This is a genomic window from Mesorhizobium sp. M1050, from assembly GCF_040318715.1.
GTDB lineage: Bacteria > Pseudomonadota > Alphaproteobacteria > Rhizobiales > Rhizobiaceae > Mesorhizobium.
In genome coordinates this window covers 18,961-41,062 of the sequence record NZ_JAMYMV010000055.1, presented here as the reverse complement: position 1 = coordinate 41,062, position 22,102 = coordinate 18,961, and the positions used below count along the sequence as shown (strand labels likewise).

Sequence of the window (22,102 nt, the reverse complement as noted above, 5' to 3'; positions counted from 1 at the left end):
ATCCTCGGCGAGGTCACGTCAACCGAATGCCGAAATTACTTCACCGAGGCTGGCTATGCCCAACCTAAATTCATCCCGCTCTAGCAAGCCTCGTCGCAACTCCGCATTTTAGCGATGGGTGGCATGTCACTCGGGCGATGGTGAGGATCGCGCAAGCCGAGGACTTCCGCTTCCTGCGAAATGTTCCTGGAGGAGAAAAGATCATGAAACCAGTTCGGCTTGCTGCCAGCCTTGGCGCAGCTTTTATGCTTTCCGCTACCGTTTCCACCATTGCCTTGGCGCAGGCGCCGGTCTGCTCGGCGCCGGTCAAGGTGCTGGCGCAGCCACGCGACGGCCTGACGCTTCTGGAGGACTCCAAGGACGAGTTCCAGAAGCTGGCCGGTGCCAGCTTCCAGATCGACTATCTGAACGAGAACGACCGCCGTGCGAAATCGCGCGCCGATGCGTCCACCGTCGGCAACTACAACGTCTACTATGTCGACGAAGCCAACGTGGCGCTATTTGCCTCGTCGAAATGGATCGTGCCGCTCACCGACTATTATCCGGCGGACTACGACTATGCCGATTTCGATCCGGGCCGCCAGAAGGTCGCCACCTATGACGGCAAGGTCTGGTTCGCGCCGCTGACCGGCGGCGGCGACCTGATGGTCTACCGCAAGGATATTCTGGAGGCCGCCGGCATCCAGCCGCCGAAGACGCTGGACGAACTGATCGCCGACGTGCCGAAGCTGACCAATCCGGACAAGGGCATATATGGCATCGCGCTGCGCGGCGCACGCGGTTCGGGCGCCAATGTCTGGCGCTGGATGCCGTTGTTCAAGGCCTATGGCGGCCAGTGGTTCGACGGCGACAAGCCAGCCTTCAACTCGGAGGCCGCCGTCAAGGCGACCGAAACCTATCTGAAGCTGTTCAAGGATTCGGCACCCGGCACGCAGACCGGCAGCTGGGATGAATCGACCGGCGCCTTCCTGGCCGGCCAGGTCGCCATCCTTGTCGAATCGACGCCGCTGTCGGGCATGGCGGTCGATCCGAAGACCTCGCAGGTGGTCGGCAAGATCGGCTTCCTGCCGCCGCCGGCGCCGCTTACCGGTGGTGGCTACGGTCATGGCCTTGCCATCGCGGCAAAGGCCAATGCCGACGATGCCTCGAAGAAATGCGCCGGCCTGTTCATCGCCTGGGCAACGTCGAAGGAAAACGAGAAGCGCCGGCTCGACGCCCACCAGTTCGGTGAGCTGAACCGCACCAGCATCCTGTCCAGCAAGGAATTCGCCGACATCTACGGCGCCGATCTCGGTCAGGCGCTGGCCGAGACCGGCAAGGTCACGGCGGTCAACTTCTGGCAGGATCCGCGCTGGCCGGATCTCGGCGATCGCTGGGGCATCATCCTCGAGGAACTGGTCACCGGCACCCGCACCGACGTCAAGGGCGGCCTCAACGAGCTTGAGGCCTATGCCAACGAGCTGGTGAAGAAATAAGCCATCCTCCCCCTGCGGCGCGCGATCCGCGGCATTCGACCGAATGTCGGGACCTGTGTGCGCCGCAGGTCCCCTTTTCTCTTCCGCCGCAGTTTGAGCCTGCCATCGCGCGAAAGGTCCAGCCATGTTCAATCGCCCGAGACGCAGCCAAGGATAGACAGATGCCGCGACGCTCATCCTTGCCGGTCACCTTCATAGTGCCGACGCTCGTCATTCTCCTGGTCCTGTCGATGGTGCCGACGCTCTACGCGATCGTCATTGCCCTGCAGAACCGCGAGCTCTCCTCGACGGCCTATTCCTATGTCTGGTTGTCGAACTTCTATGATCTGTTCTTCGACCGCCGCTTTCTCAATGCGGTTTGGGTTTCGGTGAAGTGGGAGGTCGTCACGGTTGTCGCCACCATGGCCGTAGCGATCGGACTGGGCGTGCTGATGTTCGAGGTCGCCTCGCCGCGCCTGCGCAACATCTACTGCCTGCTGTTCATTGTCCCGGTCCTGCTGCCGCGTGTCTCGGCCGCCTTCGTCTGGAAGTTCGCCTACCATCCGCTCTACGGCATCGCCACCTACCCGTACCGGCTGCTGACCGGCGGGCTGATCTTCGACCCGCTGTCCAAGCCGGCGACGGCACTGTTCGCCGTCGCCTCCGTCGATGTCTGGCAATGGGGCCTGTTCTTCGCCGTCATCGTGCTGAAGCTGCTGGAGACCTTGCCGCCGCAGCCGATCGAGGCGGCGCGCCTCGACCACGCCAGGCACTGGCAGATCCATGCTTATGTGACCTTGCCGATGCTGAAGGCGCCGCTGATCAGCCTGATGTTCGTCAAGATGATCGAGTCGCTGCGCTCCTTCGACCTGATCTATGTGATGACCCGCGGCGGACCGGGCGTGGCGACCGAAACGCTCGATATGTACGCATTCTCGCAGGGCTTCATCGAGTCCGGCAAGGTGTCCTATGCCTCGGCGATGGCGGTTCTGATGATGATCGCCACCGTCATCACCTTCACCATGCTGTGGAAGCGGGTGCAGGCATGAGACAATATCGCATGAGGCCGGGCCGCCTTGTCGGCAGGACCGTGCTGGCCTTCGCTGGCTTCATGGCCGTGTTTCCGCTGCTGTGGACGGCGCTCAATTCGATGAAGAACAATGTCGATATCATCACCCGCGTTCCGCGCCTGGTGTTCACGCCGACGCTGGCCAACATCAGCTACATCATCGGCCGCGACAGTGTCATGACCGGCCTCTACAACTCAGTCATCGCCTGCGGCGTCGCGGTGCTGATCGGCGTGGTGCTTGGCCTGCCTGCCGCCTATGCTGTGGCGCGCTACCCCAACCGCTGGGCCGGCGACATCCAGTTCTTCGTGCTGTCGCTGCGCTTCTTGCCGCCGGTGGCTGTGGCCATCCCGCTGATGGTGATCTGGCTACAGCTCGGCCTCTACGACACGCTCGCTGCGCTGATCGTCACCTATTCGCTGCTCACCATCTCGGTGATCATGTGGCTGGCCATTCCCGCCTTCCAGAGCGTGCCGAAGGAGGTCGAGGAAGCCGCCTTCGTCGATGGTTACGGCGCCTATTCCGTGTTCTGGCGGATCGCGCTGCCGGTCGCGGCGCGCTCGTTGATCGGTGCGGTGGCGTTCAGCTTCGTGCTGGTCTGGAACGAGTTCCTGATCGCGCTGATGCTGTCCAGCTCCAATGCCAAGACCTTGCCGATCGTCGCCTCGGAGCTGTCCCAGCAAGGCATGAACGTGCCGTGGGGCATCCTCAACGCCTCGGTCGTGCTTCTGTCGCTGCCGCCGCTTCTGTTTCTCGGCGTGCTCAGCGGTTTCCTGAATTCCGTTTTCCGGCAAAAAAAGACTTGAAGCGAGGACGAGACATGCGGGCTTTGGTGCTTGAGAAGAAGGGCGAGCTGGCCCTGCGCGAGATTGCGTTGCCGCTCGACGTCGGGCCGGACGACGTCAGGATCGCCATCCACACAGTCGGTGTCTGCGGCAGCGACGTGCACTATTACACCCATGGCGCCATCGGCAGTTACGTCGTGCGCGCGCCGCTGGTGCTTGGCCACGAAGCGTCCGGAACGATCGTCGAAGTCGGCGCCAATGTCAGGACGCTGAAGGTCGGGGATCGCGTCTGCATGGAGCCGGGCGTGCCGAACCTGTCATCGCGCGCAACAAAACTCGGCATCTACAATGTCGACCCCGACGTAAGCTTCTGGGCGACGCCGCCGGTGCATGGCATTCTTGCGCCGCAAGCCGTGCATCCGGCCGCGTTCACCTACCGGCTGCCGGACAACGTCTCCTTCGCAGAAGGTGCGATGGTCGAGCCCTTTGCGATCGGCATGCAGGCGGCTGCCCGTGCGCGCATCGTTCCGGGCGACGTGGCGGTCGTCGTCGGCTGTGGCCCGATTGGCATCATGATCGCGCTGGCAGCCCTTGCCGGCGGCTGTTCGAAAGTGCTGATTTCGGACTTCTCCGCCCCGAAGCTCGAGATCGCGGCGCGCTATCCGGGTATCGTCCCGGTCAATATCGGCGAGCAGTCGCTGGTCGACGCGGTGGCTGAGGCGACCGACCGTTGGGGCGCCGATATCGTCTTCGAGGCCAGCGGCAGCCCTAAGGCGTTCGCCAATCTGTTCGACGTCGTGCGCCCTGGCGGCGCGGTGGTCCTCGTCGGATTGCCGGTCGAGCCGGTGGCGCTCAATGTGCCGGCGGCCATATCGAAGGAAGTTCGCATCGAGACGGTGTTCCGCTACGCCAACATCTTCGACCGTGCCTTGCAGCTGATCGCCTCCGGCAAGGTCGACCTCAATCCGCTGATTACCGGCACCTATTCCTTCGACGACAGCATCAAGGCATTCGAGCGCGCGGCCGCGGCGCATCCGGAAGACGTCAAGCTGCAGATCCTGATTTCGAGCGAGAAGGGCTGACCGAACCATGTCCGCGATCACCTGCTCCAATATCGAGAAGTCCTATGGCGCGACGACCGTCATCCGCGACCTGAACCTCGCCATCGAGGAACACGAGTTCGTCGTCTTCCTCGGCCCTTCCGGCTGCGGCAAGTCGACCTTGCTGCGCATGCTGGCGGGGCTGGAGGACATCAGCGGCGGCGAGGTCTCGATCGGCGGCAAGGTGGTCAACGACCTCGACCCTGGCGACCGCGGCATTGCCATGGTGTTCCAGAACTACGCGCTTTATCCGCACATGACGATCTTCGACAACATCGCTTTCGGCCTGAAGCGGCAGAAGGTGCCGAAGGCGGAAATCCAGCAGCGCGTCGAGGCGGTCTCGAAGACGTTGGGGCTGGATCCCTATCTCGGCCGCAAACCGGCGGAGCTGTCCGGCGGCCAGCAGCAGCGCGTTGCGATTGCCCGCGCCATGATCAAGACGCCAAAGGTGTTCCTGTTCGACGAGCCGCTATCCAATCTGGATGCCAAATTGCGCAATCACATGCGCATCGAGATCGCCCGGCTGCACCAGTCGCTGAAGACGACCACCGTCTATGTTACCCACGACCAACTGGAGGCAATGACGCTCGCTAACCGCATCGTGCTTTTGCGCGACGGCCGGATCGAGCAGATCGGCTCGCCGGCCGAAATCTACGAGCGGCCGGGCAATCTGTTCGTCGCCGGGTTCATCGGGACGCCGAACATGAATTTCATCGACGTAGCCGTGGGGCGCAAAGACAACCGCTGGATTCTGACGAGCGCCGGTGCAGTCTTTTCGATCGAAGCCCCGCGCTTCAATCTGCAAGGCGTAGAGCGCGCGGTGCTTGGTATCAGGCCCCCTGATCTGAAGACCGCTGCCGCTGATGCTGGCAACCTTCTTGAAGGCACAGCCGATCTCATAGAGTTTCATGGCAACGACGCGTTGGTGATCTTCGGTTCCGGCGGCAAGGAAATCAGCGCGCTGGTGCCGACCCGCGAATGCCCTGCCGTCAACAGCCATGTCCGCTATGCGGTCGACGAAACGAGCCTTCACCTGTTCGATGCGAAGTCTGGCGTGTCCCTGCTGAGACAGTAGCCCGCTTTACCTACCGGATCGCGTCCAGCATCTGCCGCTGGCGGTGCATCTCGAGGAAAACCTTGTAATCGCGGTCGAAACGCCCGGCTGATTTAGGGTTCGAGGCACGCATCCTGCCGCCTTGCTGCATGGCCAGACAGGCCGCGTTGAGGTCGGGAAACAGCCCGGCCGCGGTTGCCGCGACCATGCCGGTGCCGAGCAGCACCGCCTCGTCGGCCAACGGCTCGATGACCGCGCAGCCGGTGGCGTCGGCATAGAGCTCCATCAATAGCGGGTTCTTGGTATGGCCGCCGGTGACATGCAGCGTATCGATCAGGTAGCCGTTCTCGTTCAGCGCCTCCAGTACGTGGCGCACGCCGAGCGCGATGCCGACGGCGGTGCGCCAGTAGAGCTTGCACAGGCTGTCGAAGGAGGAGTCCAGCGTCAGCCCGCTGACGACGCCGACGGCATGCGGATCGGCGAGCGGCGAACGGTTGCCGTGGAAATCGGGCAGCACATGCAGCCTTGCGGCAAGGTTTTCACCCTCGGTGGCGCGCAGCTCGGCGACGCGCCTGGCGATCTTTGCATGCATGGCGGCATCCGGCTCGCCGCCGGCTCCATGCCAGCGAATGATGTGGTCGAGCAGGGCGCCGGTTGCCGACTGGCCGCCTTCCGACAGCCACAGCTTCGGCAAGGCTGCGCCGTAATATGGGCCCCAGACGCCGGCGAAGGGTTGCGGATCGGGCGACATCGCCATGACGCAGCTCGACGTGCCGGCAATCAGAGCCAGGTGCCGGCCGATATTCTGTTCGTCGCCGGCAAAGCCGCCGAGCACGCCAAGCGCGCCGGCATAGGCATCGATGACGCCGGCGCCGACCCGGCATCTTTCGCTCAGGCCAAGCTCTGCCGCCGCTTGCGCCGTCAGCTGACCTATATCGGTACCGATCGGGCTGGCCCTTTCGGGCAGATTGCCGTGCTCGAAAAGATCGTTGAGGCCGACGAGCTCGAAGAAATCGCGGCGCCAACCCATCTCCTCATGCGCCAGATAGGTCCATTTGGCGGTCAGCGTGCATTGTGAACGGGCCGTCGAGCCTGTCGCTTGCCAGGTCAGGAAATCGGTGAGGTCGAATAGATAGCCGGCTTCATTCCAGGTCCTGGGCAGGTTTCGCTTCAGCCACATCAGCTTCGGCGTCTCCATTTCCGGTGACATGACGCCGCCGACATAGTCGAGCACGGCATGGCCGCTTGCCGTGCATTCGTCGGCCTCGGCAATGGCGCGATGGTCGAGCCAGACAATTGTGTCCCAGCGCCTGTCGCCGGTGGTCGAGACGCTGAGCTGGCCGCCTTGCCGATCCCGCACCACCAGCGAACAGGTGGCGTCGAAGGAGATGCCGACGACGTCCTCGGCGGCGACGCCGGCCTTTTCGCGGGCAGTGCGCACGGCGGTGCAGACCGCCGACCAGATATCGCGCGAATCATGCTCGGCGTGGTCGGGCTTCGGCTGGTTCATGATGATCGGCCGCTCGGCGCGACCGAGCAAGGTGCCACTGGCGTCGAGAATGCCCGCGCGGGCGCTCCCGGTGCCGACATCGACCGCGCAAACGAACTGTTTCGTCAAGATGCTCTAACTCTCGCTCCCAGGCCTGCAATCAGATCGGGCAATTGCAGCATGTCAGCGAATATAAAGTCCGGTTCACTCGACGCAAGCCGCGCTTTCAATGTCGGGTTGCCGGCATGCGATCCGCCGCTGAAGGCAAACACGCGCATACCCGCCGCCCGCGCCGCTGTGATGCCTGCCGGGCTGTCCTCGACGACAAGGCATTTGCGGGGTTGGGCCCGCATGCTGGCGGCGGCATGGAGGAACAGGTCGGGCGCCGGTTTTCCCTTGGCCACCATGGAGGCGCTGAACAGATGCGGTTCCATCAGCCCCAGCAATCCGGTGACTTCGAGCGCGTAGCGGATCCGGTCGAGCGTGCCCGAGGACGCGACGCAGAACGGCAGCCCTAGCCTCGGCAGCATCTCCTTCACGCCGGCAATCGGCTTCAGCTCCTCGCGAAACCTGCGCATCAGGTCGACGCGCATCTCGGTCAGGTGGCTGTCGGTGATATCCAGCCCGAAGTCGCGACCGAGGATCTCGCGCACGCTCTTCATGCTCTTGCCGAGGAAATGTTCGTAGGCGGCATCCTCGCTGAAATTGCCGCCGGCCAGCTTGATCACGCCGAGCAGCGCCGAGACGGAGAGTGCCTCGCTGTCGACCAGCACGCCATCGCAGTCGAAGATGACCAGTTCAGGCGTCATGACGTCGAATGGTCTCAGAGCTCGCCGGCGAGGTAGCGCGTCAGCGTCGCGCGCGCGCCATTCGCCCACAGCATGTTGAGCGCATGGGCGAAGGCCTCGACAAACGCTGTTGCGCGGCCGACATCGCCATAGATGTCCTCCATGGCAAGCCAAGCGGCGGGCGCGTCCTTTGCCGCCTTTGCCGTCGCCTGCAACCGGTCCCAGCTCGGGTCGTTGGGCTCGATGGCGGCACCGCTGTCCGTCGTGCCGAAGCAGTAGCGGCACCACAGCGCCGATTCCAGCGCCAGGCCGTCGACGCTTTTGCCGGCCTTCAGGCGATCAGCGATGGTCGGGATGATGAACTTTGGCTGACGGTTGGAACCGTCGAGGCAGAGCCGGCGCACCGTGTCGCCGATCTTGGGATTGGAGAAGCGGCTCTCGATGAGCTGGTAATATTCTTCCAGAACCGTGTCCGGCACCGGCGGCACGGTCGGGATGATTTCGTCCCGTTCGAGCTTGGCCAGGAAACCGCCCACCAGCGGCTCCTGCATCGCCTCATGGACGAAATGGATGTCCATCAGGCCGGCCGGATAGGCAATGGTCGCGTGGCCGCCATTGAGGATGCGGATTTTCATCAATTCGTAGGGCGCGACGTCCTTGACGAACTGCACCCCGACCTTTTCCAGCGGCGGACGGCCATCGGTGAAATGATCCTCCAGCACCCATTGCCGGAACGGCTCGCAGAACACTGGCCAGTTGTCCTCGAGGCCAAAATCCTTGGCCAGTATGCCACGCTCGCGGTCTGATGTGGCCGGCGTGATGCGATCGACCATACCGTTCGGAAAGGCAACCTTTTCGCCGACCCAGTTCGCCAGATCCTCGTCGATCAGACGGGCCAGGCCAATGACCCCGTCGGAGGTGACATGGCCATTGTGGGGAATGTTGTCGCAAGACATCACCGTGAACGGCACCGTGCCCTCGTCGCGGCGGCGGACCAGCCCGGCGAGGATGATACCGAACACCGTCTTCGGCGTCGCGCCTGCCTGCGCGTCCGCCACGATGTCGGGATGGGTCGGGTTGAACACACCGGAGGCCGGGTCGATGAAATAACCTCCTTCGGTGATGGTCAGCGAAACGATCTTGATCGCCGGGTCGGCAAGCCGTTCGACGATGCCGGCCGCGTCGCCCGGCATCAGGAAGTCGACCATGGCGCCGGTCACGCGGGCGCTCATATGCCCAGAGTCCTGCTCGACCACCGTGGTCAGCCAATCCTGCTCTTCCAGCTTGGCGCGGCCGATCTTCTCGCCCTCGAACACCCCGGCGCCGACCAGCGCCCAGTCATGGCCGATGCCCGAGTTGAACAAATCGTCGAGATAGACGGCCTGGTGCGAGCGATGGAAATTGCCGACGCCGAAATGCACGATGCCGGCCTTGAGCCCCGAGCGGTCGTATTTCGGACCGGCGACCTTGACGGGTAGATTGGAGAGGTTTGCGGACGAGAGTTTTACGGTCATCTGTTTTACCCTTTGGCCGGGCTGCGGCCTTCGTTACTCCCTCTCCCCGTTTCTCACGTGGAGAGGATAAGGGGCGGCACGTATTCCAAGGTCGATGCGCCCTGCGATGTCGGCCTCTGCCCCCCGCGGAGGTACGAGGAGCAGAGGCCGTCCCCGCCTCAACTCATCCACTGGCCGCCATCGACATTGTAGGTCTGGGCGACGATGTATTCGGCGTCGGCGCTGGCGAGAAAGACCGCCATGCCGGTGAGGTCCTGCGCCGTGCCCATGCGGCCATACGGTACTGCCTCGCCGACCAGTTTCTTCTTCTCGCCCTTCGGCCGGTTTTCATACTTGGCGAACAGCGCATCGACGTGATCCCAGTGCTCGCCGTCGACGACGCCAGGGGCAATCGCGTTGACGTTGATGCGATGCTTGATCAGGTCGAGCCCCGCCGACTGGGTCAGCGAGATGACGGCGGCCTTGGTGGCGCAATAGACACCGACCAGCGCCTCGCCGCGCCGACCGGCCTGGCTCGCCATGTTGATGATCCTGCCGCCCTTGCCGCGTGCGATCATCGAGCGGGCGGCTGCCTGCAGCATGAACAGCGTGCCGGCGACGTTGACCGAAAACAATTTGTCGTAGCTGGCCTTGGTGATCTCGACGATCGGCGCCAGGTCGAACAGGGCGGCGTTGTTGATCAATATATCGAGGCCGCCGGTCTTCGCCTCGACGGCTTTCACCGCCGCTTCGATGGAGGCGAGGTCGGTGACGTCGAGCTTGACCGCATAAGCCTTGCTGCCGATCTCGGCGGCCGTCTTGCGCGCAGCCTCGAGATTGATGTCGGCAATGGCGACGGTGGCGCCTTCGCCGACATAGGCTTCGGCGAAGGCCCTGCCGATGCCGCGCGCCGAGCCCGTGATCAACGCGGATTTGCCGGCCAGTCGCATGCTCAGATTGCCTTCCCGTCGGCGCCGAAGCGATGCAGCTTGGTCTTGTCGGGCGTCAGATAGATGGTGTCGCCGTGATGGACGGCCAGTTCGCCGTCGGCACGCACCGTCAGCGGCCCGACGCCATCAGCTTGAACGTGCAAGAACGTGTCGGAGCCGAGATGTTCGGCGACGCCCACGGTGGCCTTCCATTCGCCCGCCGTGGTCGAGATTTCCAGATGCTCGGGGCGGATGCCGATGGTCTTGGCGCTGTATTTGGCAGCCGGCGCGCCTTCGATCAGGTTCATCTTCGGCGAGCCGATGAAGCCGGCGACGAACAGGTTCTTCGGCGTCTTGTAAAGTTCCATCGGCGAGCCGACCTGCTCGATGTTGCCGGCGTTCAGCACGACGATCTTGTCGGCCATGGTCATGGCTTCGACCTGGTCGTGGGTGACATAGATCATGGTCGTCTTGAGCTGATGGTGCAGCTCGCTGATCTCCAGCCGCATCGTGCCGCGGAGTGCTGCGTCGAGATTGGACAGCGGTTCATCGAACAGGAAGGCGGTCGGCTGGCGCACGATGGCGCGGCCGATGGCGACGCGCTGGCGCTGGCCGCCGGAAAGCTGGCCCGGCCGGCGTTCGAGGTAGTTGGTCAGGTTGAGCACGCGCGCCGCGTCCCCCACCTTCTTTTCGATGGTCGCCTTGTCTTCGCCGGCCATCTTCAGCGGGAAGCCGATGTTCTTGGCCACCGTCATGTGCGGATAGAGCGCGTAGGACTGGAACACCATGGCCAGCTTGCGCTTGGCCGGTGCCTCACCGGTGACGTCGCGGCCGTCGATGTTGATGGAGCCGCCGCTGGTGTCTTCCAGGCCGGCGATCAGCCGCAGCAGCGTTGACTTGCCGCAACCGGACGGGCCGACGAAGACGACGAACTCGCCATTTTCGATCACCAGGTCGAGGCCGGGGATGATGGAGGTCGCTCCGAAGGATTTGGAGACGTTCTTGAGCGTGATGTTTCCCATGGTTTCCTCCCCGAGGGGTTATGTCCGGCGTCTGTTGCTTGCGGCGGTCTTACTTCACGGCGCCAAAGGTCAGGCCGCGCACCAGCTGCTTCTGGCTGAACCAGCCCATGATCAGGATGGGCGCGATGGCGAGTGTCGAAGCCGCCGAAAGCTTGGCCCAGAACAGGCCTTGCGGGCTTGAGAACGAGCTGATGAAGGCGGTCAAGGGTGCTGCTTCCGTTGTTGTCAGCCGGATTGTCCAGAACGCCTCGTTCCAGGCCAGGATGATGTTGAGCAGCATGGTCGAGGCGATGCCGGGCACAGCCATCGGTGTGAGGACATAAATGATCTCGTTCCAGAGCGATGCGCCGTCCATCCGCGCCGCTTCCAGGATCTCGCCCGGGATTTCGCGGAAGTAGGTGTAGAGCATCCACACCACGATCGGCAGGTTGATCAGCATCAGCATGACCATCAGGCCGATACGGCTGTCGAGCAGTCCCGTGTCGCGGAAGATCAGGTAGATCGGAAACAGCACGGCAACCGCGGGCATCATCTTCGTGGACAGCATCCACATCAGGATGTCCTTGGTTCGCTTGGTCGGCGAGAAGGCCATCGACCAGGCGGCCGGTATGGCGACCAGCAGGGCCAGGATGGTCGAGCCGACCGAGAGCAGCACCGAGTTGAAGAAGAACTTGAAATATCCGTTCTGCGCCTGGACCTCGGAATAACTCTCGAACGTCCCCGACGGGATGATGCTGAAACCCTGGATGGCTTCCTGCTCCGACTTGAACGAGGTGATGATCGTGTAGAGGATCGGGAAGAAGATCAGCAGCGCGACGATCCAGGCGGCAATTGTCGCGATCGTCTTGTGCCGGGTGGTGACTGAGCGTGCCATCGTATCCTCCCTTACTTGTCCAGGTTCTTGCCGACCGCGCGCATGGCGAAGAAGGCGACGATGTTGGCGAGAATGACGGCGATCACGCCTCCGGCGGACGCCTGGCCGATTTTGAACTCCAGCAACGCCTTCTGGTAGACGAGGAAGGGCAGGTTGGTGGAGGCGTATCCCGGGCCGCCATTGGTGGTGACGAGGATCTCGGCATAGACGGAGAGGAGGAAGATCGTCTGGATCAGGATGACGACGGTGATGGCGCGCGACATATGCGGCAGCGTCAGATAGATGAAGCGGCTGATGAAGCCGGCGCCGTCCATTTCGGCGGCTTCCTTCTGCTCACCGTCGAGCGACTGCAGCGCGGTCAAGAGAATGAGCGTCGCGAAGGGCAGCCATTGCCAGGCGACGATGATGATGATGGCCAGCATCGGATGCTGCCCGAACCAGTCGATCGGCTGGGCTCCGAAGAAGCGCGCCATGTCGGCGAACACTCCGTATTGCGGGTGCATGATCATGTTCTTCCAAACCAATGCGGCCACCGGCGGCATGACGAAGAAGGGTGAGATGACGAGGATGCGCACGATCCCCTGGCCCCACATCGGCTGGTCGATCAGAAGCGCCAGCAGGATGCCGCCGATCACCGTGATCAAAAGCACGCTGATCACCAGGGTGAGCGTGTTGAGGATCGACTGCAGGAAAGCCGGGTTGGAGTAGAACAGCGCGTAGTTGGAAAAGCCGACGAATCCGTCGCGGATCGGATTGAGCGGATTGTACTGCTGGAAGGAGAACCAGATGGTGATGACCAGCGGCACGATCATCCAGACGAACAGCAGCACCACGGATGGCGCCATCATGAAACGGGCAAGCGAACGGGTCTGCTGAGTAGCCATGACGGTCACCCTTCACTGGTCAGGCTGAATTTTCAAAAGGCGTTAAAAAGGCGGCCGCCCGAACTGGGAACTCGGGCGGCCGTTGCCGGTCAAGAAGGCGACCGGCATTCGGCACCGGGAGGAGCCTTACTTCATGTATCCGCCTTCGGTCATTGTCGCGGTGGCAGCGTCCTGGGCCTGCTTCAGGGCATCGTCGACGCTCGACTGGCCGGCAAGAGCCGCCGAGAAGAGCTGGCCGACGGTGGTGCCAAGGCCCTGGAACTCCGGGATGGCGACGAACTGGACGCCGACATAAGGCACCGGCTTCACGGTCGGATGCGTAGGGTCGGCGGCATTGATCGAGTCCAGCGTCATCTTGGCGAACGGAGCCGCCTTCTGGTACTCGGCATTGGCGTAGAGCGAGGTGCGCGTGCCCGGAGGAGCGCTGGCCCAGCCGAGCTTGGAAGCGACGAGCTCGGAGTAATGCTTGCTGGTTGCCCAGGCGACGAACTTCTCGGCCGCATCGGTCTTCTGCGTACCGGCCGGAATGGCCAGCGACCATGCCCACAGCCAGTTGCCGCGCTTGCCGAGACCGTTGTCAGGCGCCAGCGCATAGCCGACCTTGTCGGCAACCTTCGAACTCTTCGGATCGGAGACCATGGATGCGGCGACCGTGGCATCGATCCACATGCCGCACTTGCCCTGCTGGAACAGCGCCAGGTTTTCGTTGAAGCCGTTGGAAGAGGCGCCCTCGGGGCCATCGGCCTTCATCAGGTCGACATAGAACTGCAGCGTGTTCTTCCATTCGGGCTGGTCGAACTGGGGCTTCCAGTTCTCATCGAACCAGCGTGCGCCGAAGGAGTTCGACATGGCGGTCAGGAAGGCCATGTTCTCGCCCCAGCCGGCCTTGCCGCGCAGGCACACACCGTTCACGCCATTGGCGCGGTCGGTGATCTTGTCGGCGGCTTGCTTGATGAAGTCCCAGGTCGGCGCATCGGGCATCTTCAACCCGGCCTTGTCCATCAGGTCCTTGCGGTACATGACGAAGGAGCTTTCGCCGTAGAAGGGCGCGGCATAGAGCTTGCCGTCGACCGAAAGGCCGCCGGCAATGGCCGGCAGGATGTCCTTGACATCGTAATCGTCGCCGAGCTTGTCGAGCGGCAACAGCCAGTTCTGCTTGGCCCAGATCGGAACTTCATAGGTGCCGATGGTCATCACGTCATACTGGCCGCCCTTGGTGGCGATGTCGGTGGTGACGCGCTCGCGCAGCACGTTCTCTTCGAGCGTGACCCAGTTGAGCGTGATGTCAGGGTTCGCCTTGGTGAAGTCTTCCGTCAGCGTCTGCATGCGGACCATATCGGCATTGTTGACGGTGGCGATGGTGATGGATTCGGCGTGTGCGGCGAACGCAAGCGCGCTGGCCGACAACAAGCCCAGGGTGAGCGTGCGAAGTTTCATGAAATTCCTCCCTTGAACCAAGATGAGCATTTGCCTTGGCTTTGGGCAATTACTCACTTGGCGTCAATTATGTCAAGTCGGATTCGATGCTGCAGCGCAGCACTCGACGAGGCCGCCGGACGTCAGACGACCGGACAGAACGGATTGCCGAATTGAATGCAGTTGCTGGAGGCTTGCCTGTCAGCAGGCGATCTCGGCCAGCAGCCAGTCGCGGAAGGCACGGATCTTTGGCACGTTGCGGCGTGCCTCCGGATAGACCAGCCAATAGGCATGACCGTCGTCGCCGACCAAGTCGAAGGGCTGGATCAGGCGGCCGTCCGCCAATTCCGCCTTGAACAGCGCCCTGGTCAGGATCGCCACGCCATGGCCGGCGATTGCCGCATTGGCCTCATAGGCCTGCGCGCCCATGCTGCTGCCGGGTCGTCTGGCAAGATCGTGCGAGTGCACGCCGGCAGCCGAAAACCACTCGTTCCACCAGATGTCGCCAGGATCGAGGATCGGCAGCCGCAAGAGATCGGCCGGTTCCTTGACGCCGCCGATGCTTGCCGCGAGCTTGGGGCTCAGCATTGGCGTGAAATCGGCATCGAACAGCTTGTGCGCTTCCAGGCCCGGCCATTTGCCGGCGCCCGAGCGGATGGCGATATCGGCTTCCTCGCGGGCAAAGTCCGTCAGGCGGCTCGACGTCTCAAGCCGAACGGCAAGCGCCGGATGGGCGATCTGGAACGACCCCAGCCGGTGCGCCAGCCAGTTCGAGGCAAAGGTCAGCACGGTGGTGACGCACAGCAACCCGTCGGCCCCGCCACGCACCGCGGCATAGGCCTGGCCAAGAATGGCGAAGGCCTCGCCGACGGCGGGCGCCAGACGCTGCCCGGCCTCGGTCAATACGATCTGGCGCGGCCGGCGCAGGAACAGCGGCGCGCCGATGCGTTCCTCCAGCACCTTGATCTGATAGCTGACCGCCGCCTGCGTCATGGCGAGTTCGCCGGCGGCCCTGGTGAAGGAAAGATGGCGCGCCACCGCGTCGAACACCCTGATCGCCTGCAGCGGCGGGAGTTGCGAAACCTGTCGCGAGCTGAGGTCCGGCATAAGGCCTCCTTATGGGTCATAACAGACGTTCGATTGGCAAAGGCGGCCGGTAAGACCGACATTCCTGATCAACCCGTCATTCGGGTTCAGGATAGCGAAGGTTGACGATCATGACCATGGCGCAGCAAAGATGCACTCCCGCTCCGGATCACCGCTGGATTTCGTGGCTCACGGACGGATTTGGCTGGTTCGCGATAAAAAAGAAGGCATATCTCGACATCAGGGACCTGTCGCCGCATCTGCAGCGCGACCTCGGTTTCCTCGATGGCAACGACCCTTTCGGGCGGCACGGATAGCGTGGCCTGCTTTATTGCAAATCAGGCGTCGCTACCTTCTGTCAGATGCTGGCCAGCAGCGCGGCAGCCGTCCGTTCATCGGTGATGAGGCCGTTGATCAGCCGCCGGTTGGCGGCCGCCAGGATGCCCGGCAACTTTCGTTCGCCCATGGCCAATGCGATGACCAGCGATTTTTCGCGCGACGGCAGCGAAGCCGATGACACCCGGTCGTTGGTGATGCCCTCGATCATGCGGCCTTCGCGATCGAACACCCAGCCGACGATCTCGGCGATACCGCCGGCCTTCTGCAGCGCCTTCAACTCGCTTTCCGAGATGAAGCCGTCCTCGTAGAGCGGCGCCTTGGGACCGAGGTCGCCAATGCCGATGAAGGTGACGTCGGCTTCGGCCGCCAGCGCCAGGGTCGGCTGGATCATCGGCTGGTTGAGCAGCATCTCGCGCTCCTCCGGCGAAGAGGCGATGACCGGCAGCGGCATCGGGAAGGATCGCGCCTTCACCCTGTCGGCCATGGTGAAGATGACGTTGTAGAAGGCGGCCGAGCCGTCCGGCGAGATGTTGCCGGTCAACGACACCACCTTGTGCTGCGGGCATTCCATCGGCGGCAATTGCTCGATCGCCGCTTTCAGCGTGCGGCCGGTGCCGATCGCCATGACGATCGGGGTCGGTGACCGCAGCCGCCGCTCGATCTCGGCCGCAGCCGCCTCGGCGATGCCGATCGTGGTGGAGGATGAATTGGGATCGCTCGGCACCACTTCGACAAGATCGAGCGCGAAGCGGGACCTCAACCGTGCTGCCAGATCGAGGCAGTTGGCGATCGGATGGTCGACGCGAACCTTGATCAATCCCCCCGACACGGCCAGCGATACCAGCCGCTGCGCCGTCTGCCGCGAAATGCCGAGCGTGGCGGCGATCTGGTCCTGCGTGTTGCCGGCAACATAATAAAGCCAGCCGGCACGCGCCGCGTCGTCCAGCCTGTTGCTGCTGCCATCCTGCCGGGTATTCACGTTCTGCCTCCCAGGACCGCCGGTTTCAGAGCGGCCCGCGCCTAGTTTCGCAGGGAACGGCCTGCTGCGCAATTGTCAATCTCCAGGGCAATTGCTTGCCAACTTCCGGCGCACACAGCCAGAATTTTCCGCTCCCGGCAATGCCCGCATCAGGCAAAGAAGGGCGGTTGCCGTCCCGACGGGCGGCACGTTCTTCGGTCCCGAAGGTTTATCTCCCGGCGCAAAGGCTTTAATGGATCGCAAAAAGGAGCGCTGCATGACACCGAAAGCGGTTTTCTGGGATATGGACGGCACGCTGGTCGACAGCGAGCCGCTGCACGAAGCAGCCCTTGTGGCAGCAATGCGCAGTGCCGGCCTTGTGCCGCCTGAAAATCTGCATGAGCGTGTGCTCGGCGTCGCCGCCTGGCCGGTCTACGAGATGATGCGCGACGAGTTCGGCCTGGCTCTGCCTTTCGACGATTGGATCATGCGCAAATACGAGCACTATCTGCCGCTGGTGGAGAGCTTGAAGCCACGCCCCGGCGCGATCGAGATTTTCACCGAATTGCGCGAAAAAGGCGTGGCGCAGGCCGTAGTGTCCAATTCGGACCGGATGATCGTCGACGCCAATCTGAGCATCGTCGGCCTCATTTATCCCGGCATGAAGACGATCAGCCGCAACGATGTGCGCGAAGGCAAGCCGCATGCGGAGCCGTTCCTGCGCGCCGCCTATCTGGCCGATGTCGATCCCGCGCAGGCAATGGCGATCGACGACAGCTGGCCGGGCGCCATGGCGGGGCTGGCGGCGGGCATGAAGACGATTTTCTGGCCGGAAAAGCCGATGCACGGACCGCCCGGCGCCGTCGTCATCAACAGCGCCGATGAGCTTCGGGCTGAACTGGACCTGTAGGCGATCAATTCCGGTAGGCCGGTTCCTGCTCGTCGAGGATCGCCTTCAGCTCGCTGAGATGGCGTTCGGCCTGGCCGGGATAGTCGTCCATCTCGCTGGCCGGCTTCTCGGCGACCGCGTCGGACAGCGTGCGCAGCGGGCGGCCGGTCCACAGCGCCTTGATGTAGGTTTCGGCGGCGCGCTCGAAGTAGAACATGCGGTTGAAGGCATCGGCGACCGTATCGCCGATGACCAGCACGCCGTGATTGCCCATCACCATCACCATGACCTTGGGATCGACGAGAAGCTGCGAGCAGCGCTCGCCCTCTTCCTCGAAGGCCAGCCCGCCATAATGCGCGTCGACGACATGGCGGTTGAAGAACATCGCCGAATTCTGGTCTATCGGCGGCAGGCGGGAGTCGGCCAGCGACGCCAGCACCGTGGCGTGGATCGAGTGCACATGCATGACGCAGCGCGCGTGGCGCACATTGCGATGGATGGCGCCGTGCAGGCCCCACGCCGTCGGGTCGGGCGCGTTGGGGCCGGAGAGCGTTTCGGGATCGTTGGCGTCGATCATCAAAAGGTCGCTCGCCTTGATGCGCGAGAAATGCACCTGGTTGGGGTTCATCAGGAACTGCGTGCCGGCATCATTGACGGCCAGCGAGAAATGATTGGCCACCGCCTCGTGCATGTTGAGCCGCGCCGTCCAGCGAAAGGCACAGGCGAGGTCGACGCGCTCCTGATAGAAGGGCAGGTTGGTCAGCGTTTCCTTCTGCAGGCGGGCGATGCTCATCGAAAAATCCTCCGGTTTTGCCAAGAATGCCGTGGCCAGCCCATGCCCGCAACCGGTTTTGGTTGGTGCAGCGATGGCTATCTCACGCTGCGGTGCTGGCAGCAGCGCCGGCCCTGAGCCCGCCATGCTCGACGATGAAATCGATCACCGCCTGCAGCCCCTTGCCACGCGACAGGTCGGTGAAGCCGAAGGGCCGCTTGCCGCGCATGCGGCCGGCGTCGGTCTCCATCACATCGAGATTGACGTTCACGTAGGGTGCCAGATCGCTCTTGTTGATCACCAGGAAATCGGAGCGGGTGATCGCCGGCCCGCCCTTGCGCGGGATCTCCTCGCCTTGGCAGACCGAGATGACATAGAGCGTCAGGTCGGCGAGATCCGGCGAGAAGGTGGCGGCGAGATTGTCACCGCCGGATTCGATGAACACGATATCGAGATCCGGAAATTTCCGGCTCATCTCGGCGATCGCCTGCAGATTGATCGAGGCATCCTCGCGGATCGCGGTATGCGGGCAACCGCCGGTCTCGACGCCCATGATGCGATCCTCGGGCAGCGCCTGCAGCCGCGCCAGCATCATGGCATCTTCCTTGGTGTAGATGTCGTTGGTGACGACGGCGATCGAGAATTCGTCGCGCAGCGCCTTGCACAGCTTCTCCGTCAGCGTCGTCTTGCCCGAACCGACCGGACCACCAATGCCGACGCGCAGCGGGCCATTTGTCTGTGTCATGCGGGAAACTCCGTGATGGCGAGGATGGCAAAGCCGAGCCCGATCAGCAGGCACAGCGGCGAATAATAACGGACATCGAGCCGCGCGAAAGGCTGTTCCGGTGTCAGGCGCCGCCACCACGGCGTGAAACCGGCAATGCCGCGTCCAAGGAAGACCAGCCCGATGAGCAGCGACGTGGCGGCGAGGCCTTCCCTGGGAAACGGCGAGGCAAAGACGCCTTCAAGCGCCAGCGGCCACAGCGTCGCCAGGCACAGGCAAGCGGCAACGGCGAAACTGGCGAACGGCGTCGGCATCTCGTCGACGCCGCGAAAGCCGACCACGGCGTGGGCGCAGGAGGCCGCATCCTTGCCTGGCCATATCCCGCCAATGCCCCAATAAACATGCAGGGCGGTGATCAGCAGCAGAACGGTCGAAAGCGCGAAGGCGAGGATGATCATGAGCGGAACAATCGCGAATACTGGGTTTCGTGCTTCATCGCCATGACGTCGGAGGCGAAGGCGCAGCCGCCGAGATCGTCCAATGTCGAGCGCCCGGCGCGGGCGGCGGTCGCAACGGCCAGCGGCTCGAAACCGGCAAGCAGGGCGGTTGCCCTGTTTTGGCCAACGACGCCGAGCCGTATCGCGGCCTGGACGAGGTTGGAGAAGAAGGTCTGCAGGAACGCGGACAGCGCATCCCGAAGTGCAATTGAATTGCCGCCGGCAATGGCGCCGACAGTGACGCAATAGGCGCATTCGGCCGGCAAACGCTGGAGAACGGGATTTGGCCAGGCCGCTGCCGCCTTGAGGAAGGCCGCACCCTGCAGCATCGTCTCGATGTAGCGTTCGCGCGAGCTGGCGAGCGCCTCGGCGAGTGCCGCTATTTCATCGAGATCACCAGCGCCGCGTGCTCGGCGCCAGCTTTCTGCGAACAGCACCGCGTCGTTCCAGCCCGAGCCCATCTCGACCAGCGTTTCCAGCCAGGCGGCAAGGCTTTCGCTGTCGACGATCAGCCCGTCATGCACCGCACGCTCGAGGCCATGGCTGTAGGAAAAGCCGCCGACCGGAAAGGCCGGCGACAACCACGCCATCAGCCGCAGCAGGGCGATGTTCGAAGGCTGGTCAGTCATGGTCGTGGTGGTGGTCGTCGTGACCGTGCGAATGAGAATGCGATTCGCTGTGCGCGTGAGAATGCGTCTCGGCGTGGCTATGCGCATGGCCGTGATCGTGGCTTTGCCCACCATGGCCGGAATAGGCGCCGCGCACCGGCTTGAACGGCTCGGAAACGTCGGTCACCGTGGCGCCGAGCCCTTCCAGCATCGCCTTGATGACATGGTCGCGCAGGATGAGGATTCGCCCGGCCTCGATGCTGGCCGCGAGATGACGGTTGCCGATATGCCAGGCCAGTTCGGCCAGATGCACGGTGTCACGAGCCCGGATGTCGTAGACGTCTTCCGGCGCCGCGATGATCTCGATGTGGCCGCCATCCTCCAGCACCAGCCGGTCGCCATCGTTCAGGGCGACGGGCTCAGGCAGGTCGACCAGCACCTTGCTGCCGTCGGCAAGTTCGATGGCTCGACGGCGCAGATGCCGCTCGTCATGGGCGAGCACGGCACGACCGGATGGTGCTGTGGTTCCGGCATTGCCGGCGGTCAGCACCGAGACGGCACGCGGGAATTTGGTGAAGTCGGTGTTGAGGTTGAGCTTCATTTCATGGATCCCCCATTTGCTTGCGCCCTTGCGCGGGCAGGCCGCGCCAGCACGCGGTCGAAATAGGCGTTGATGCGGTCGGATTCGATCGGCAACCGGCCGGCGCGGGCCCAGCCGCCAATATCGCCGAGCAGCACGTCGACAGCCGAGAACCGGTCGCCCAGCGCGAAGGGCCTGTCACCCAGCCGCCGCTCAAGCGCCTTGAGCTCCGAGGCAAAATCGTAGGCCGCCGCTGGGCCGACATCGACGCGTATGTCCTTCGGCAGCAGGAAGCGGTGGCGCAGCTTGTTCCACAGCGGCGCCTCCAGCTCGCTTTGGGCAAAATGCATCCAGGAATCCATCTCGGCGCGACCGGCCAGGCCCGGGTTGGTCCCCATGCCCATGTCCGCATGTTTGTCTGAGAGATAGACGCAGATCGCCGCCGAATCGGTCACTGTCAGCTCGCCATCGATCAGGATCGGCACCTTGCCCGACGGGTTGAGCGCATAGGCTTCCGGCGAGCGCAGCTTGACCTCGACGAATTCATAGGCCTGCCCGAGTTCCTCCAGCATCCAGAGAACGCGGCTGACCCGGGATCCACGCGATCCGACGACCTTGTACATGGTTGAAACCTGCCTTTCCCGAGCAACCTAGACCATCGCGTCCGCTCAGACGATGGTGTCGAAGAGCCGCAGGATGAACGATATCTGATAGATAAGCGCCGCCGCGACAAAGGCGATGTGGAAGCGGCTGTCGCGCACCAGGATCGCGACAATGCAGAGCGCGACGAAGACCGGGGTGCGGAACAGGTACTCGTTGCCGAAGCGGGCGAAATGCTCCGGCCCTTTCAGCAGCGTGTCGATCACATCGAGCAGGTACGTCGCCCCCAGCAGGCCGAAGAACCAGGCGCGGCGCGAATAGAAGAAATCCTCGTAGCTGGTGTAGTCCAGCATCGAATCCGGAAACAGCAGGGCGCAGAGCAGGAACAGCGTGATCGCATAGAAGATGATGAACAGGTACTTGCCGAAGGTCCATGTCTCAATGGCGTAGAGACCGAACTCCCACCACCAGAAATGCACCAGCATCAAAAGCACCGAGGCGACCCAGGCCAGATGCACGGGATAGAGCCGGTACTGGCCGGGATGCTGGACGATGCGCGCCACGCCCGACAGCAGGCGGGCGACACCAAGCCCGATCACCATGCCCATGACGATGCGGATGTGCGGGAAGATGTCGTGGGCTGACGCGATTTCGGTGGTCATTTGTCTGTTCTACGAACTGCTTGGAAAGTCGC

At 63.2% G+C, this 22,102-nt stretch carries 24 protein-coding genes; 7 read left to right on the top strand and 17 right to left on the bottom strand.

The features are described from left to right. Positions 1-203 precede the first annotated feature (203 nt). The 5 genes from NKH57_RS25055 to NKH57_RS25035 all read left to right on the top strand — a co-directional run bounded on the left by NKH57_RS25055 (position 204) and on the right by NKH57_RS25035 (position 5,481). Positions 204-1,475: an ABC transporter substrate-binding protein gene (locus tag NKH57_RS25055; protein ID WP_023760269.1), complete on the top strand. Its 1,272-nt coding sequence runs from the start codon at positions 204-206 to the stop codon at positions 1,473-1,475. 161 nt (positions 1,476-1,636) lie between these two features. Continuing rightward, positions 1,637-2,503 carry a carbohydrate ABC transporter permease gene (locus NKH57_RS25050; RefSeq protein WP_352948200.1) on the top strand — a complete coding sequence of 289 codons (867 nt, stop codon included), beginning with the start codon at positions 1,637-1,639 and terminating at the stop codon, positions 2,501-2,503. An 11-nt stretch (positions 2,504-2,514) separates the two neighbouring features. Further along, positions 2,515-3,327, top strand: a complete 813-nt coding sequence (locus tag NKH57_RS25045) for a carbohydrate ABC transporter permease (protein ID WP_352948197.1) — start codon at positions 2,515-2,517, stop codon at positions 3,325-3,327. Between the two features lie 14 nt (positions 3,328-3,341). Beyond that, on the top strand, positions 3,342-4,388 hold the full coding sequence (locus NKH57_RS25040) for an NAD(P)-dependent alcohol dehydrogenase (protein WP_352948195.1): 1,047 nt from the start codon (positions 3,342-3,344) through the stop codon (positions 4,386-4,388). A gap of 7 nt (positions 4,389-4,395) precedes the next feature. Continuing rightward, positions 4,396-5,481: an ABC transporter ATP-binding protein gene (locus NKH57_RS25035; RefSeq protein ID WP_352948193.1), complete on the top strand. Its 1,086-nt coding sequence runs from the start codon at positions 4,396-4,398 to the stop codon at positions 5,479-5,481. Positions 5,482-5,491: 10 nt separating this feature from the next. Here NKH57_RS25035 and NKH57_RS25030 read toward each other — a convergent pair whose 3' ends face one another. The 9 genes from NKH57_RS25030 to gcvA all read right to left on the bottom strand — a co-directional run bounded on the left by NKH57_RS25030 (position 5,492) and on the right by gcvA (position 15,462). Next, entirely contained in the window at positions 5,492-7,078 is a 1,587-nt protein-coding gene (locus tag NKH57_RS25030; protein WP_352948190.1) for an FGGY-family carbohydrate kinase, read from the bottom strand. Further along, the gene (locus NKH57_RS25025; protein ID WP_352948188.1) at positions 7,075-7,758 is read right to left on the bottom strand and encodes an HAD family hydrolase; all 684 of its coding nucleotides are present in this window, start codon (positions 7,756-7,758) and stop codon (positions 7,075-7,077) included. Before NKH57_RS25025 ends, NKH57_RS25030 begins: the two co-directional genes overlap by 4 nt. A gap of 14 nt (positions 7,759-7,772) precedes the next feature. Continuing rightward, complete coding sequence (locus NKH57_RS25020; protein ID WP_352948185.1) at positions 7,773-9,251, bottom strand: mannitol dehydrogenase family protein; 1,479 nt, start codon at positions 9,249-9,251, stop codon at positions 7,773-7,775. Between the two features lie 158 nt (positions 9,252-9,409). After that, positions 9,410-10,180 carry an L-iditol 2-dehydrogenase gene (locus NKH57_RS25015; protein WP_023760261.1) on the bottom strand — a complete coding sequence of 257 codons (771 nt, stop codon included), beginning with the start codon at positions 10,178-10,180 and terminating at the stop codon, positions 9,410-9,412. 2 nt (positions 10,181-10,182) lie between these two features. Next, positions 10,183-11,181 carry an ABC transporter ATP-binding protein gene (locus NKH57_RS25010; protein WP_023760260.1) on the bottom strand — a complete coding sequence of 333 codons (999 nt, stop codon included), beginning with the start codon at positions 11,179-11,181 and terminating at the stop codon, positions 10,183-10,185. Positions 11,182-11,230: 49 nt separating this feature from the next. Next, positions 11,231-12,055: a carbohydrate ABC transporter permease gene (locus tag NKH57_RS25005; protein WP_023760259.1), complete on the bottom strand. Its 825-nt coding sequence runs from the start codon at positions 12,053-12,055 to the stop codon at positions 11,231-11,233. Between the two features lie 11 nt (positions 12,056-12,066). Further along, complete coding sequence (locus tag NKH57_RS25000; RefSeq protein ID WP_023760258.1) at positions 12,067-12,939, bottom strand: carbohydrate ABC transporter permease; 873 nt, start codon at positions 12,937-12,939, stop codon at positions 12,067-12,069. A gap of 126 nt (positions 12,940-13,065) precedes the next feature. Next, a complete protein-coding gene (locus tag NKH57_RS24995; protein ID WP_352948180.1) occupies positions 13,066-14,376 on the bottom strand; it encodes an ABC transporter substrate-binding protein in 1,311 nt (436 codons plus the stop codon). 180 nt (positions 14,377-14,556) lie between these two features. After that, complete coding sequence (gene gcvA, locus NKH57_RS24990; RefSeq protein WP_023760256.1) at positions 14,557-15,462, bottom strand: transcriptional regulator GcvA; 906 nt, start codon at positions 15,460-15,462, stop codon at positions 14,557-14,559. A 110-nt stretch (positions 15,463-15,572) separates the two neighbouring features. Between gcvA and NKH57_RS24985 the strand changes: the two genes are divergently transcribed. Then, complete coding sequence (locus NKH57_RS24985) at positions 15,573-15,758, top strand: hypothetical protein (protein ID WP_352601653.1); 186 nt, start codon at positions 15,573-15,575, stop codon at positions 15,756-15,758. A 41-nt stretch (positions 15,759-15,799) separates the two neighbouring features. On the opposite strand, the gene NKH57_RS24980 is transcribed toward NKH57_RS24985, so the two are convergent. After that, complete coding sequence (locus NKH57_RS24980; protein WP_023760254.1) at positions 15,800-16,759, bottom strand: sugar-binding transcriptional regulator; 960 nt, start codon at positions 16,757-16,759, stop codon at positions 15,800-15,802. Between the two features lie 256 nt (positions 16,760-17,015). On the opposite strand from NKH57_RS24980, the gene NKH57_RS24975 reads away from it, so the two are divergent. Continuing rightward, positions 17,016-17,648, top strand: a complete 633-nt coding sequence (locus NKH57_RS24975) for an HAD family hydrolase (protein ID WP_352728385.1) — start codon at positions 17,016-17,018, stop codon at positions 17,646-17,648. Positions 17,649-17,652: 4 nt separating this feature from the next. On the opposite strand, the gene NKH57_RS24970 is transcribed toward NKH57_RS24975, so the two are convergent. The 7 genes from NKH57_RS24970 to NKH57_RS24940 form a co-directional block, all read right to left on the bottom strand. After that, on the bottom strand, positions 17,653-18,420 hold the full coding sequence (locus tag NKH57_RS24970) for a class II aldolase and adducin N-terminal domain-containing protein (protein ID WP_352948177.1): 768 nt from the start codon (positions 18,418-18,420) through the stop codon (positions 17,653-17,655). An 82-nt stretch (positions 18,421-18,502) separates the two neighbouring features. Next, positions 18,503-19,144: an urease accessory protein UreG gene (ureG, locus tag NKH57_RS24965; RefSeq protein ID WP_352948174.1), complete on the bottom strand. Its 642-nt coding sequence runs from the start codon at positions 19,142-19,144 to the stop codon at positions 18,503-18,505. Then, positions 19,141-19,581: a DUF3995 domain-containing protein gene (locus NKH57_RS24960; RefSeq protein WP_352728391.1), complete on the bottom strand. Its 441-nt coding sequence runs from the start codon at positions 19,579-19,581 to the stop codon at positions 19,141-19,143. The genes ureG and NKH57_RS24960 overlap by 4 nt, the downstream gene beginning before the upstream one ends. After that, positions 19,578-20,249, bottom strand: coding sequence for an urease accessory protein UreF (locus NKH57_RS24955; RefSeq protein ID WP_352728393.1), 672 nt, complete (start codon positions 20,247-20,249; stop codon positions 19,578-19,580). The genes NKH57_RS24960 and NKH57_RS24955 overlap by 4 nt, the downstream gene beginning before the upstream one ends. Next, positions 20,242-20,829 carry an urease accessory protein UreE gene (ureE, locus tag NKH57_RS24950; RefSeq protein WP_352728395.1) on the bottom strand — a complete coding sequence of 196 codons (588 nt, stop codon included), beginning with the start codon at positions 20,827-20,829 and terminating at the stop codon, positions 20,242-20,244. Before ureE ends, NKH57_RS24955 begins: the two co-directional genes overlap by 8 nt. Beyond that, positions 20,826-21,431: a glutathione S-transferase family protein gene (locus tag NKH57_RS24945; protein ID WP_352728397.1), complete on the bottom strand. Its 606-nt coding sequence runs from the start codon at positions 21,429-21,431 to the stop codon at positions 20,826-20,828. The genes ureE and NKH57_RS24945 overlap by 4 nt, the downstream gene beginning before the upstream one ends. A gap of 45 nt (positions 21,432-21,476) precedes the next feature. After that, positions 21,477-22,070, bottom strand: a complete 594-nt coding sequence (locus tag NKH57_RS24940; RefSeq protein WP_352728399.1) for a hypothetical protein — start codon at positions 22,068-22,070, stop codon at positions 21,477-21,479. Positions 22,071-22,102 lie beyond the last annotated feature (32 nt).